The following is a 12468-nucleotide window of genomic DNA, read 5'->3' on the forward strand; positions in this document are numbered from 1 at the left end:
CCACACCAACCCGTCACCACCGCCGCCACCGCCCGCCCCGGCGCCAGTGACGGCTTCGCCGCTTGACGAACGCCGCCGTAAGACCGAAGCCTACTTGCTGGCATTGGCGCTACGCTACCCCAGCGTCAATGTCGCGATTGAAAAGCTGCTCGAAGAGTACAACGCCCGCCGGCACGAAGCAGGCGAACTGTTCGGAGCCGGCTTAGAAGATCTCCTCGAAGAGCCGCTCCACCAAGCGATCTGGCGCGCCTACCTTGCAACCCCGCTCGAACTGCGCCCCACCGATGCCGAGAGTTTGCAGGCGTGGGTGGAAACCCTCGGCGAACCGCTCACCAGCGAAGCCAAAGCATTGATCGCTACCCTCAACCGCCGGCCCGACGACGTGCGCTACCGCCACGAAGCCGAACAGTGCGCCCGCATCTTGCGCAAAGCGCAGGTCATGGCGCGCATCCACCGGTACAACGAACGCCTGCGCGAACTCGACAACGAGGAAGAGATTCAGCGCATCTTGCACCACATTCGCGAACTTAGCGCCTACGCTGAACAGATCACCCAACCCCGCCGATCGAGCACCTTCCCCGATCTGCGCGATCTCTTAGGGCAAGGGTAAAGGGCGGTTTCGATTCCCGCCCTGCCGTGCCCGCTATCGCGAAGCGTAGCCACAAAGAGCCACAAAAAACACGAAAAACGAGTATTTTTTGCGTCTTTTTGTGGCTATTGATCACCAATGCCCCATCCCCCTCTCCCACCTGACGGTGAGAGAGGGGGCCGGGGGGCGAGAGCCACTCCCCACCCCCAGCGGGGGAGGGGCTGGGGGTGGGGGCAAAACAGCCCATCCCAACGCCATCAACCGTATCTATGCTCATCCGTTCTGTCCGCCCTTGAACCCAGCAGGGGAGGGACTGGGGCATCAGCCCGCGCAGCGGGCTTCGTCCCCCTAGCCCGGCCCTTGAGGGCCGGGTTCCAGACGGAGGTTCTGTCCGCCCTTGAACCCAGCGGGGGAGGGGCTGGGGGCATCAGCCCGCGCAGCGGGCTTCGTCCCCCTAGCCCCGGCCCTTGAGGGCCGGGTTCCAGACGGAGGTTCTGTCCACCCTTGAACCCAGCGGGGGAGGGACTGGGGGCAAAGCAAAGCATCGCTGCGCCGTATCGCCCAGCCCTTCCGGGCTGGGCCGAAGCGTAGCCACAAAGAGCCATAAAAAACACGAAAAACGAGTATTTTTGCGTCTTTTTGTGGCTATTGATCACCAATGCCCCATCCCCCTCTCCCACCGTAAGACGGGAGAGGGGGATGGGGAGGTGAAAGTCGCCACTTATGACGCCGGCTTGGCCGAAGTCGCCGCATTAGCGTTCTCGTTAACCGCCACTTCCAACGGCAAGTTGAGCGGATTCTCGGCCTGAATCTTGATCTCTTCGGGGTCGATGCCGGGAGCCGCACCGCCGAAGGTGGTATCGGCATTCATCTCCTTGCGCTGCTTCATCGCCGCGATCTGCTCCGGCGTCAGCACGCGCGACTCATCGAAGCCGAGATCGATCTCAAGCTGGGTGCCACGCATGTGGACGCGACCGAGGTCGTAGAAGCGGCGCGTGACGGTGGTCTTCATAAAGGCGCGCAGACAGCCGAGCATGTAGCGCCGCTTGAACGGATCCTTGATAAACGGATACTCGAGGAAGGCCTTGCGCATATAGAAGCGGGCATAGTTGCGCAACACGCCCTTGAGCACATCTTCGCGATCCATCAGCTCAGGCTTCATAATCGGCGTCACGAAGTTGTACTTCGCATAGTCGCGCACCTCGACCCGATCACCCAGCTCTTCAAACAGCTCGGCAAACGGCCACGGCGTGTACATATTCCAGTTGGCCATATCCGGCTTCCAGTCGAGCACGTAGCGATAGGTCTCTTCGATCGTCTCCGGCGTCTCGTTCTCCATGCCCATAATGAACTGGGCCTCAGCCACCATGCCGTGCTTCTTGATCAGCTCGATCGCGCGCTTGTTCTGCTCGATCGTGGTCTGCTTGCGGAAGCGGTCAAGGTTCATCTGGGCAGCAGCCTCAGTGCCGAGCGAGATATGCACCAAGCCGGCAGCGCGCCAGAGCGGCAACTGCGCTTCATCACGCAGAATGTCGGTCACGCGGGTGTTGATGCCCCAGTGAACCGGCAGCTTGCGCCGCACCAGTTCTTCGCAGAGCGCGGTGAACTTCTTGCGGTTGATGGTCGGCTCTTCGTCAGCCAGAATGAAGAAGCCAACCTTATGCTCGCGCACCAGCGTCTCGATCTCATCAACAAACTTCTGCGGACTGCGGGCGCGATAGCGACGCCAGAACTTCCACTGCGAACAGAAGCGGCAGGTGAAGGGGCAGCCGCGGGCAAAGTTGGGCACGGCCACCCGTACATTGAGCGGCACGTAGATATAGCGCTTCCAGTCGTAGAGGCTCCAATCCGGGGTGAGCTTATCGAGATCAGCAATCGGATCACGGGCTGGCGTCGCCACCACCTTGCCGTCCTCAAGGTAGGCAATCCCCTTAATGTTGGCCCGGTCGCGCCGGTCGGTGCCAGCCTCAATCGACTGCATCAGCTCGACGGTAATCTCTTCACCCTCGCCGCGCACAATGTAGTCGATCCATGGCGCCTCGGTCAAGACCTGACCATACATAAAGGTCGGGTGAATACCGCCAAGGATGAGCCGAGCATTCGGCACCTCTTCACGCGCGATCTGCAACGTCTCTTGCGCCTTGTAGATCATCGGCGTGATCGCCGTGGCCATCACTACATCAGGCCGATTATGGCGCAGGATCAGGCGCAATTGCTCATTGGGCAGATCCTCCGTCATCGCATCGACGAAACGCAGATTGTTGAAGCCTGCGGTGCGCAATGCGCCGCCGATGTAGGCGACCCAGCTCGGCGGCCAGTTCCCAGCAATTTCAGCTCCACCGGCATGGTAGTTCGGCTGGATCATCATGATCCGCATGCGTGGCCTCTCTTCCTTTCTGACGACCAAGTCTGAACTACAACAACGCGAGGACGAACGAAATCGACGCCCCCCGATTACTTCTCAAGCGATACGGCAAACGTGCAGCGCGGCGCACCCATCGCCCGGCATGCCACCTCGCGCACGCGGATCCGATCGCTCACCACCCGTCGCAACAAACCTTCAAACGCCGCCCGGTAGTAACTGCACACCGGCTCGGCGGCCTGCACTTCGCGCGCCTCAACGCTATTGGCCAGCGTCAACTGCCACTGTGGCCGTAGCGTGTAGCCAAATTGCCCGCTACCGGCGAATGTCCACGCATGTTTGGCAATGGCGGGCAGAAAGATGCGCAACGCCAATCCTGCTGGCAAGCGCGGCAAGAGCAACCGGATCGGCGCCGGCACCCGGTTCGTCGCCACATAGTTCGCCGTAAGTTCGCCCGAACGGTCGAGCACCCGCATCGCTGCTGGTATCCCTAGCCAGTCGCGCAAGTCACGGATCATCGCACCAAATTCGCTCTCGGCCAGCATGTGGTCAGGCATCGTTTCAAGGAAATGCCCTCGCCCACTGCGGCGCAGCCAAGCCGCAGTGGTCTCGGCCCCATACTGCTCGCGCAAGGCCGCAATGGTCTGGATGATCGAATTTGGCCCGATCCGGGCAACTTCAGCGACGGGTGCTACATCTTGCATAGTACGCCTACTGACATTGTTTGAAATGTCAACGTATGCAATAAATGTAACATCTTTACTCGCATTTGCCGGTTGTAAGTCATTCACTCAGGGTAAAAACCGGGTAAACAAAGGTGTGCAGAAGGCGGGCAACGTGGTGACACACCGTAGGGACACCGCGTTGCGGTGTCCCTACGAGGACGCGCCTCCTTCGACGCACGCCATGATCGCGCGCTGGCGGTCGATAGCCGGACGATGGGGGTGGAAGAGGACGAGAAATTCAACGTTCCCCGCCGGGCCGGTAATCGGCGAGCGGGTGAGGCCGGCGGGGTTGAGCTGTTGGGTGGTAGCGAAGGCCAGCACATCGCGGATCACTTGCGCATGCACCGCCGGATCGCGCACGACACCGCCTTTGCCTACGTGTTGTGGACCAGCTTCAAACTGCGGTTTAATCAGCGCCACGATCCATGCGCTTGGCGTGATCAGCCGCTGCACCGCCGACAAGACGAGCCGCAGCGAGATGAAACTGACGTCGATCACGGCGCAATCGGCCAACACGCTATCAGGCAGTGCGGTAAGGTGACGAATATTGGTGCGTTCGAGCGCAACTACCCGTGGATCGGTGCGCAGCCGGTGGTCGAGAATGCCATAGCCGACATCAACCGCAAACACCCGCGCTGCGCCGCGCTGCAACAAGACGTCGGTAAACCCGCCAGTGGAAGCGCCAACATCGATCGCTGTCAAACCTGCCGGATCAAGCCCAAATTGGTCGAGCGCATGCGCAAGCTTGAAACCGCCGCGGCTGACGTAAGGCAAACCGCCGCGCACATCAATGTGGGCATCGATAGCAACCATCGTGCCGGCCTTGGTCTGCACATGGCCGTTGACCAGCACTTGCCCGGCCATGATCATCGCCTGCGCCCGCGCGCGCGTCTCAGCCAGACCACGCTCGACCAGCAGCGTATCGAGACGTTGGCGAGCCATGCTACTCTTCTCGGCGTAATTCAACTTCGAGCCGGGTAATTTCGTCTTCCAACTCGGCCACCATCGCCCGCAACCAGTCAGGGGGAGGGTTGTGCGGGTCGTGCAGTTGGGCGCGCAACATGCGCAATTGGTTGCGCCGCAGTCGCAACTGCTCGCGAATGGTCGCCTGCCGATCGACCAGCGCCGGCGCTGGCGGCAATGGCTGGCCGGCTAGGTAATCGTTCACCAGCTCGGTCATAAAATCATCCAGCTCAATACTGCGCTCGCGGAGCAGCCAGTAAAGCTGGTCGCGTTGCGCCTCGGTCAGCCGGATGCGAGTTGGAATGGTGTAGTGTCCGCTCATAGCACCCGCATTATACCGTATCTTGGAGCACGCAGAGACATTCCTTCGTTTATAATGAGCTTAACCGGTTCGATGCGGTATATCGCCATACGTATGCTACTTGAGAGGGTTTCACCATGTGGTGGCAGTGGATTGCAGAACAGATCACGCTTGGCTTGCACATTCCCGACGGCTTTTTGCATGCGCCGGTTGCCTTGCTCTGGTGGCTTCCAACTATCATCGCCGTTGGGATCGCAACCCGAGCAGTGCGCCAATCGCTCGATGAGCGCGCCGTTCCCTTGATGGGAGTGATGGCGGCGTTTATCTTTGCAGCCCAGATGCTCAACTTTCCGATTGCCGGCGGCACGTCAGGCCACTTGCTCGGCGGCACATTTGCAGCGATTGTGCTGGGGCCATGGGCAGGCATGATCGTCATGACATGCGTGATCGCATTGCAAGCGATCCTGTTTCAAGATGGCGGCATCGTGGCAGTGGGGGCGAATATCTTTAACATGGGCATCGCCACTGCCGCCATCGGCGGCTGGCTGGCGCGGCCATTGTTGATTCGTGATGGCGCGGTGACGGAAAACCGGCTCTGGATCGCGATCGTGACTGCCGGCGCAGGATGGGTATCGGTGATGGCCGCTGCCGCCCTAACCTCGGCGCAACTTGTGTTGTCTGACCTGCCTGCAGCGATTGTCTTTCCGGCCATGCTCGGCGTGCATGCCATCATTGGCATCGGCGAAGGGCTGATTACCGCTGCTGCGGTCATGTTTCTCGCCAGCACGCGGCCCGATCTGCTGGCTTCAACCACGCCATCTGGCACTTCATCCTCCCGGATCGCCGCTATTGGGGTAGTGATTGCTGCAATCACGGCTGCCTTCGCGCCACTGGCCTCGCCCGATCCCGATGGGCTTGAGCGCGTCGCTGAAGATTTCGGATTCCTCGATCGCGCTACTGAAGCACCCTACCAGCTTCTGCCCGATTACACGATTCCATGGCTCGGCGAGACGCCGCTTTCAACTATCATAGCCGGGTTGATTGGGGTGGCGGTGATGATCGGTCTCATCTGGGGCATTAGCAGACTGCTTCGCGTCCAACCGCCGGCACGCTCGTGATAGCTGACACATCAACGGTTAGCCCAATCGCCGCGTATGATGGCCGGGTCACCACATGGCTTGCGCTTAGCTTTGTTTTCACACTGGCATGGCTGCCATCCGGCGCATGGGATGCGCTGATCATTGCCGCCCTCGCGCTCTGGTTTGTAATCGGCTGGAAGCGAATCGGGTTGTGGACGATCTGGCGGCGCTCATTAGTGGCATGGCCATTCGCACTTGCTGCGCTGACGCTGGCCATTGCTCATCCCGGCGAACCAGTCGTTCAGTTCACCATTGGCAGCCAAACGATTATCGCTACTGATACCGGTATCACAGCCGCCGCTACGGTGATGATCAAGTCGTGGCTTTCGGTGCAAGCGGTGGTAGCATTGATCGCAACGACACACTTTAACGAGCTGCTCACCGCGCTGGCGGCGCTCCGTCTACCGCCAGTGTTGATCCTAATCATCGGCATGGCCTACCGCTACCTCTTCATTCTGCAAGAAGAGGCGTTACGCATGCTGCGCGCGCGCGACAGCCGCAGCGCCGCTCTCCCCGGTCAGCGCGCCGGACGTAATGTGTTCTGGCGCGCAACGATCACCGGACGCATGGTAGGCACGCTCTTCATCCGGGCCTACGAACGGAGTGAACGGATCTATGCCGCCATGCTGGCCCGCGGCTACGATGGCCGGCCCGTTATCGCCACCCAGCCCCCCCTCCGCCACACCGATTACCTTGCGCTGATCGGCGGCGGTATCGTCTGCGTGAGCCTCATCGTTATCGCCTACATCTAATCGGCTATGCTCACCATTACCAATCTCAGCTATGCGTACCCCGATGGCACCCCTGCGCTGCGCGGGATCAATCTCGTCGTCGCTGCCGGAGAAAAGGTGGCTTTGCTAGGGGTGAATGGGGCCGGCAAGAGCACGCTGCTCCTTCACCTCAACGGCACCTTACGCCCAGCGAGCGGCGCCATTGTGGTAGACGGCCTGCCCGTCACCGTGCAGAATCTCCGCCAGATTCGAGCCAGAGTCGGATTGCTCTTCCAAGACCCTGACGATCAACTCTTCTCGCCAACCGTCTTCGACGACGTTGCGTTTGGGCCGCTCTATATGGGGCTAGCGCCGGCAGAGGTTGAACAGCGTGTCCAGCAGGCGTTGCAGGCAGTGGGGATGACCGGCTATGAACAGCGCCCGCCCCACCGGCTCAGCCTTGGCCAGCGCAAACGGGTAGCCTTGGCCACCGTGCTGGCGATGCAGCCGAGCTTGCTGGCGCTTGATGAACCTTCAGCCGGCCTCGATCCACGCGCTCGCCGCGAATTGAGCGAGCTGCTGCGCACCCTGCCGCAAACCATGCTCGTCTCAACCCACGATCTGGCGCTCGTTGCCGATGTGTTTCCGCGTGCTATCGTGTTGGCCGAAGGCCGGGTCGTTACCGATGAAGCAACTTCCTCACTCCTCGCTGATCACGACCGGCTCTGGCAGTATGGATTGATCTAAGCAAACAGCCTCCTAAGCACAAAAAAGGCTAGGGAGGCTGCTGATCGAACCGTTGTCGCCACCATCGCCCGCGCTACGTCAAAGGCCGCCATTGGCGCAGTTGGGTAAAAAAGCGCAGTACCATCTCGGTGTGTAACGGGAAGGCCAGCTCAGCCGGCGAGGTAATGAGCACGCGCTCGGCGGCTTCGCTATTCGGCAAAAACACCGGCAAATCCGCACTGCGCAGTTGCGGCCCGATCCCAAACACCAGCAGATAACCATCGGGTGTGCTGCGAACGGCAAACTCGCTGACTAACGCCGGATCAATCTCAACTCCGGCTTCTTCGTACAACTCACGCGCCGCCGCGTCTTGCCAGCGTTCCCCCATTTCGATAAACCCGCCGGGCAAGGCTAACTGGCCCCGGCGTGGATAGGCTGATCGCCGGATGAGCAATAAGCCATCATCAACCGGCTGCAATAACAAGACCACCGGTAACGGATTGCGATAGGTTGCGCTGCCGCAATGCGAGCAGATGCGGGGCCATGACTGGTGTTCGGCAAACGGCTGGCCGCAGAATGAACAGAACGAATGCTGGCGATACATGACTTCCTGTGCAACGAGCGACGGCTCCAACAAGAACTGTAGTATAACATAAAAGCGCACGCCATTCCGTCGCTTCCGTGCGCTCGTTCACAATCCTGCCAGACGCTGCCGCGTCTACGACACCGCCGGCGCCGTACTTATCGGCTGATCCGGCGCGAGCAAGCATTGATCAAACCCCGCGCGCAGGGCCGGTTCATCAACCGTACCCGGCAAACCGATGAAGACCATCTGCGTCTGCGGCGCGTGATCACCCCACGGTTCACCCACTGTCACCTGCACCCGCGTTCCCACCACTTGTAAAACGGCCCGCCGTTGCGGAACTTCGGCCAGATAAATCACCCCTTTGCCACGGAAAATAGCCGGCGGCAAGTTCAGCACGGTGCGGCGAAACGCATTGAGCGTAAAAGGTCGATCACAGACGTAGCTCCACGTGGCAAACTCGGCGCCGTGATCGTGATGATGGTCATTGTGAGCGGCTGTTGCGTGATCATACCCCTCATCGTGGGCAGTAACGGCCACAATGCGCGGCGTTGCCGCACGCTGCTGAAACCGTCCCACATCAAGTATCAGCGACAACGGCACGTCGCCATAGGTTGCCGGTAAGATCCGCGCCTGCGGCACAATCCGGCGCACCCACGCTTCAATGCTGGCAAGTTGATCAGGGGAAACCAGATCGATTTTGTTGAGCACAACAATATCAGCCGCGTTGATCTGTTCAACGATCAATGCCTCGTAGGCCGTCTGCTGGCGCACATAATCGGCATCAACCACCGTAATCACGCTATTAAGACGAAAATAGGGACGCAGTTCAGGCAACAGAAACGTATCGGCTACCGCCCACGGATCGCTGACCCCGCTCGCTTCAATAATGAGGAACTCTGGCGGCAATGGTCCCTCTACGAGGCGCAACGCCGCGCGTAGCAGATCGTCGCGGATCGTGCAGCAAATACACCCATTGGCCAGCGCAATCGTATCGCCTTCAACCCCAACCACCAACTGGGCGTCAATATTGATCGCACCAAAATCATTCACCAGCACCGCCGCGCGCAAGCCGTGATCGGCCTGCAGGATGCGGTTAAGCAAGGTGGTTTTGCCAGCGCCAAGGAAACCGGTCAGAATTGTTACCGGAACGGGACGGGCAGACGTGTCCATGAGCGTTCTCCTTACGAACGCCGGCGAGGCCGGCAACAGGGACAATCCAGACCATGCGCAACCCGCGCCACATGGGATGGGGTCGCGTAGAGCGGTTCAGCCGGACGCTGAACGTGGAAGGCGCTGGCAACACGCCGGCAAAGCTCGTGACAAATCGGACATTCGACCGGATCGTCAGCTTGCCACGCCGGACGCAGCTCTTCCAGCTCAATCTCGCATTCCGCACATTCGTAGACGTATAGCGGCATTTTATCCTACCAGTGGGAATAAACAAAGCACGATCTCAATTATATGAGACAATATATCATTTATGATTACTATTGTCAACGTGAGCTGCGCTCGCTCGTACCGCCTCATATCCCTCCGCAGAAGCGCTCGTTGGATAGAGACAGCCAACTGGTCAAAATGACGCTTGCCGTACTTCGAGAAGATGGCTTTGGCGGGGCTCAGCAACGATCGACACTACAACCTGTCCTCATAATGACAGGGAGAATAGCAGCAGCCCGAAGACCAATGACTCTTGCCAGCCGCTCTATTTGTGGGATAATACCTTGTATACAGTTTGCACACACTTTGCAAGGAGCAAGACTATGCCGATATACCAATTCACCGCCCAACGCGTCGATGGCACGATGCAATCACTAGCTGACTATCGCGGCCAAGTGCTGTTGATCGTCAACGTCGCCAGTATGTGTGGTCTGTCACCGCAATACGCCGGTCTCGAACAATTGTACCGCCGCTATCGCGATCAGGGATTCAGCGTTCTTGGTTTTCCCAGCAACCAATTCATGCAAGAGCCGGGCAGCAACGAATCCATCGCCCAATTCTGCGAGCGCACTTATCAAGTCACCTTTCCGCTCTTCGCGAAGGTTGACGTGAACGGCCCCAACGAGCACCCGCTCTTCACCTACCTCAAAACCCAGCAACCCGGTCTCTTTGGCAGCACCGCGATCAAGTGGAACTTCACCAAGTTTTTGGTTGACCGCAACGGCAAGCCGCGCCGGCGCTACGCACCCACCGATGTGCCGTCGCAGATCGAAGATGATATTGTTGCGTTGCTGCGCCAACAACCGGCGACCGTGAATTAACCACCGGCGCTCTTCCTTAGACATACGAATGGATAGACAGGAGTGGTAATGCCACGCCTGTATACTATGTTCACGACTGGCGTCTAGAGCCATGACATGAATGGTTATGTTTGGTAAATGTTGCTCAAACGTTAGACACATCAACCATTTGATCCCCCAAACGCGGTATGATAGAGACTATGATATCTGGTCGCTTGAATCACTGCTGACAACTAGACAGGAGCGGCTCATCTTCACAACAGGCGTGGCGGTTATGAAAACGAACTGTGGCGTTGGCGCCGTCGTCTTTCGGTTGCAATCTGATCCAAACCATTGAGATTTTGTTGATTCGGAAGCGTAAAGGATTTTGGTCACTCCCGAAAGGCAAACTCAAGGCAAACGAACCACCGCGTAAGGCGATTGTGCGCGAGGTGTATGAAGAGACCAAAGTCATCGCAGAAGTCATTGATCTGATTGGCAGCATTGATTACCTGATCAATGGGCCGCAGGGAACGCAGCGCAAGCTGGTCGATTACTATTTACTGCGCGCGATCAAAGGCCGCGCCCGGCCAACCGGAGGGAGGGAGCAAATTGTTGCCGCTAAGTGGGTGCCGCTAGCGGAAGCCATCGAGCGTATTCAACGTCCCCGCTTGCGCGCTGTGGTGCGCGCAGCGCAGTCGTGGTTTAGTTGCTAAGAGCTGCACGAAGAATTTCCACGCAATTCATGCCTTATGCACAGAGCTAGCCGAGAGAGTGGCGTGCTATAATGAGGGGGCCTAGAGAGGAAGGATGGCACGTATGGATGAGATCGCTGCCACCCAACTTGCCCGCCGCGTTGACGACCATCGGCAAGTTATCGCTGAGCGCGTTGCCGCGCGGCTGTTACGCGCATTTCCCGAATTGACCCATACCTTGCGTCTGGAAGAGAACTATGGCCCAGTCGAGCGTATGGCCGAAGTAGCCGTGCGCCCCCTCAGTGATTTAATCCGGGCAATGCTCTTGTTTGAAGCCCTTGAAATTGCTGAAACCGAATTGCGTTGGGCTCGTGGCGTCTTGCCCCGCTGGGGTGTGTCGTATGAACACACCACCGCGATGATCCGCTGGTATTTTGAAGAGCTTGGCCGGCTACCGCTGTCTCAAGCCGAACGAGCCGTCGCCACCGAAGTGGAACGGCACCTCTTGAACCTTATGGTTCGCCTGTACCGCACAGTAGAACCTAACCAACGCGCAGTCACCGTGTAGACTGCAACAACCTATCCGATAAAACAAGGGGCGACATTCTTGTCGCCCCTTGTTGTTTGCTGTCACAACACCTACATTAATTGGTGACAATCAGCTTGCCCTGCATCAGCGGGTAGTGGCCGGGCACCGTGCAGATGTAGAGATAGGTGCCGGCTGCTGGCGCCGTGAAGGTGACTTCCACCGTCTCATTGCCATTGGCCAGCGGCGACTCAGCCAGAATATTGCTCTTGTCAGCCGGCAAGTAGTTTGCCGCTGGGCCAGTGCTCAAGCCGGCATTGACAATCGCCGCCGCCTCAGCATCACCACCCTTGATCAAAATCCAGTTGTGCTGCTGCACTGCCGAGTTGTTCTTGAAGCGCAACGTGACGGTCTGGCCAGCGGCAACCCGCAATTCAGTCTTATCGAACACCAACTCTTCGCCCTTCGAGCCGATCTCTAACGTGACTGGCCCGCTGCTTTGCCCGCCACTGCTCGAACCGCCGCTACCACCACCGCCACAGGCAACCAGCGCCATTGCCAGCGCAGCCAGAACGGTGAATGCCATCATGCGCAACCAGATGTTCATTGCTCTGTTCCTTCCTTAGTGGCATCTATCACAAATTTGCACCGTCAATTTATACTACTATCCCAACTATTGTCAAGCGGATCAGAGCATATGATCTAGAGTTTGTGTTGATAGAAGCTATTCCTGTTCGTCATAACGGCGTGGCCGTGGGGTACGCCGGCGATTGTCGGGCGGCGATTGATCCGTTCGTTCCGAACTGCGCCGGGAAGGCTGGCCGCTATTCGCGTTGCGCCTTGATGACGATTCACGGCGTTCTTGATCTCCGCCCCGCCCCGGCCCCCGCTCCTCACTCCGGCTGCGCGGCGGGCGCTCCTCGCTCCAGC

The 12468-nt window shown here is 58.9% G+C and carries 14 protein-coding genes and 2 pseudogenes; 7 read left to right on the plus strand and 9 right to left on the minus strand.

Going from position 1 to position 12468, the window contains the following annotated elements:
* A pseudogene (locus U9R81_RS18250) lies at positions 1-610 on the plus strand (DNA primase); the annotation flags it as partial.
* A 700-nt stretch (positions 611-1310) separates the two neighbouring features.
* On the opposite strand, the gene bchE reads toward U9R81_RS18250, so the two are convergent.
* The 4 genes from bchE to U9R81_RS18270 all read right to left on the minus strand — a co-directional run bounded on the left by bchE (position 1311) and on the right by U9R81_RS18270 (position 4961).
* Entirely contained in the window at positions 1311-2966 is a 1656-nt protein-coding gene (bchE, locus tag U9R81_RS18255) for a magnesium-protoporphyrin IX monomethyl ester anaerobic oxidative cyclase (RefSeq protein ID WP_322496839.1), read from the minus strand.
* 77 nt (positions 2967-3043) lie between these two features.
* Positions 3044-3655 (minus strand): bacteriochlorophyll 4-vinyl reductase, encoded by a 612-nt coding sequence (gene bchJ / locus U9R81_RS18260; RefSeq protein WP_322496840.1) that lies wholly within the window; start codon positions 3653-3655, stop codon positions 3044-3046.
* 171 nt (positions 3656-3826) lie between these two features.
* Entirely contained in the window at positions 3827-4618 is a 792-nt protein-coding gene (locus U9R81_RS18265) for a TlyA family RNA methyltransferase (RefSeq protein WP_322496841.1), read from the minus strand.
* Between the two features lies 1 nt (position 4619).
* A complete protein-coding gene (locus U9R81_RS18270) occupies positions 4620-4961 on the minus strand; it encodes a hypothetical protein (protein ID WP_322496842.1) in 342 nt (113 codons plus the stop codon).
* A gap of 116 nt (positions 4962-5077) precedes the next feature.
* Here U9R81_RS18270 and U9R81_RS18275 point away from each other — a divergent pair, with 116 nt between their 5' ends.
* Genes U9R81_RS18275 through U9R81_RS18285 form a run of 3 tightly spaced genes read left to right on the plus strand, consistent with a single transcriptional unit; the run spans position 5078 to position 7536 of the window.
* Complete coding sequence (locus U9R81_RS18275) at positions 5078-6058, plus strand: energy-coupling factor ABC transporter permease (RefSeq protein ID WP_322496843.1); 981 nt, start codon at positions 5078-5080, stop codon at positions 6056-6058.
* The gene (gene cbiQ, locus U9R81_RS18280; protein WP_322496844.1) at positions 6055-6831 is read left to right on the plus strand and encodes a cobalt ECF transporter T component CbiQ; all 777 of its coding nucleotides are present in this window, start codon (positions 6055-6057) and stop codon (positions 6829-6831) included. The genes U9R81_RS18275 and cbiQ overlap by 4 nt, the downstream gene beginning before the upstream one ends.
* Before the next feature lie 6 nt (positions 6832-6837).
* Positions 6838-7536, plus strand: coding sequence for an ABC transporter ATP-binding protein (locus U9R81_RS18285; RefSeq protein WP_322496845.1), 699 nt, complete (start codon positions 6838-6840; stop codon positions 7534-7536).
* Positions 7537-7609: 73 nt separating this feature from the next.
* Here the strand turns inward: U9R81_RS18285 and U9R81_RS18290 are convergent, their stop codons facing one another.
* From U9R81_RS18290 to U9R81_RS18300, 3 genes are all read right to left on the minus strand, one after another.
* Positions 7610-8119 carry an NUDIX domain-containing protein gene (locus U9R81_RS18290; RefSeq protein ID WP_322496846.1) on the minus strand — a complete coding sequence of 170 codons (510 nt, stop codon included), beginning with the start codon at positions 8117-8119 and terminating at the stop codon, positions 7610-7612.
* Between the two features lie 114 nt (positions 8120-8233).
* On the minus strand, positions 8234-9271 hold the full coding sequence (locus U9R81_RS18295; RefSeq protein ID WP_322496847.1) for a GTP-binding protein: 1038 nt from the start codon (positions 9269-9271) through the stop codon (positions 8234-8236).
* A gap of 11 nt (positions 9272-9282) precedes the next feature.
* Positions 9283-9519 carry an FmdB family zinc ribbon protein gene (locus U9R81_RS18300; RefSeq protein WP_322496848.1) on the minus strand — a complete coding sequence of 79 codons (237 nt, stop codon included), beginning with the start codon at positions 9517-9519 and terminating at the stop codon, positions 9283-9285.
* A 342-nt stretch (positions 9520-9861) separates the two neighbouring features.
* Between U9R81_RS18300 and U9R81_RS18305 the strand changes: the two genes are divergently transcribed.
* From U9R81_RS18305 to U9R81_RS18315, 3 genes are all read left to right on the plus strand, one after another.
* Positions 9862-10359, plus strand: a complete 498-nt coding sequence (locus tag U9R81_RS18305) for a glutathione peroxidase (RefSeq protein ID WP_322496849.1) — start codon at positions 9862-9864, stop codon at positions 10357-10359.
* Between the two features lie 272 nt (positions 10360-10631).
* Positions 10632-11033 carry an NUDIX hydrolase gene (locus U9R81_RS18310; RefSeq protein WP_322496850.1) on the plus strand — a complete coding sequence of 134 codons (402 nt, stop codon included), beginning with the start codon at positions 10632-10634 and terminating at the stop codon, positions 11031-11033.
* A gap of 103 nt (positions 11034-11136) precedes the next feature.
* Positions 11137-11580 (plus strand): hypothetical protein, encoded by a 444-nt coding sequence (locus tag U9R81_RS18315; RefSeq protein WP_322496851.1) that lies wholly within the window; start codon positions 11137-11139, stop codon positions 11578-11580.
* 76 nt (positions 11581-11656) lie between these two features.
* On the opposite strand, the gene U9R81_RS18320 is transcribed toward U9R81_RS18315, so the two are convergent.
* A complete protein-coding gene (locus tag U9R81_RS18320) occupies positions 11657-12145 on the minus strand; it encodes a plastocyanin/azurin family copper-binding protein (protein ID WP_322496852.1) in 489 nt (162 codons plus the stop codon).
* 117 nt (positions 12146-12262) lie between these two features.
* Positions 12263-12468 (minus strand): annotated as a pseudogene (locus U9R81_RS18325) (hypothetical protein); the annotation flags it as partial.

It is taken from the genome of Chloroflexus sp. (assembly GCF_034435895.1).
GTDB lineage: Bacteria > Chloroflexota > Chloroflexia > Chloroflexales > Chloroflexaceae > Chloroflexus.

Excerpts from the sequence above, each read along its gene's own strand:
- U9R81_RS18265 (WP_322496841.1), bottom strand. The coding sequence starts at position 4,618 with ATGGCTCGCCAACGTCTCGATACGCTGCTGGTCGAGCGTGGTCTGGCT.
- U9R81_RS18315 (WP_322496851.1), top strand. The coding sequence starts at position 11,137 with ATGGATGAGATCGCTGCCACCCAACTTGCCCGCCGCGTTGACGACCAT.
- bchJ (WP_322496840.1), bottom strand. The coding sequence starts at position 3,655 with ATGCAAGATGTAGCACCCGTCGCTGAAGTTGCCCGGATCGGGCCAAAT.
- U9R81_RS18270 (WP_322496842.1), bottom strand. The coding sequence starts at position 4,961 with ATGAGCGGACACTACACCATTCCAACTCGCATCCGGCTGACCGAGGCG.
- U9R81_RS18320 (WP_322496852.1), bottom strand. The coding sequence starts at position 12,145 with ATGAACATCTGGTTGCGCATGATGGCATTCACCGTTCTGGCTGCGCTG.
- U9R81_RS18275 (WP_322496843.1), top strand. The coding sequence starts at position 5,078 with ATGTGGTGGCAGTGGATTGCAGAACAGATCACGCTTGGCTTGCACATT.
- U9R81_RS18285 (WP_322496845.1), top strand. The coding sequence starts at position 6,838 with ATGCTCACCATTACCAATCTCAGCTATGCGTACCCCGATGGCACCCCT.
- U9R81_RS18300 (WP_322496848.1), bottom strand. The coding sequence starts at position 9,519 with ATGCCGCTATACGTCTACGAATGTGCGGAATGCGAGATTGAGCTGGAA.
- U9R81_RS18290 (WP_322496846.1), bottom strand. The coding sequence starts at position 8,119 with ATGTATCGCCAGCATTCGTTCTGTTCATTCTGCGGCCAGCCGTTTGCC.
- U9R81_RS18295 (WP_322496847.1), bottom strand. The coding sequence starts at position 9,271 with ATGGACACGTCTGCCCGTCCCGTTCCGGTAACAATTCTGACCGGTTTC.
- bchE (WP_322496839.1), bottom strand. The coding sequence starts at position 2,966 with ATGCGGATCATGATGATCCAGCCGAACTACCATGCCGGTGGAGCTGAA.
- U9R81_RS18305 (WP_322496849.1), top strand. The coding sequence starts at position 9,862 with ATGCCGATATACCAATTCACCGCCCAACGCGTCGATGGCACGATGCAA.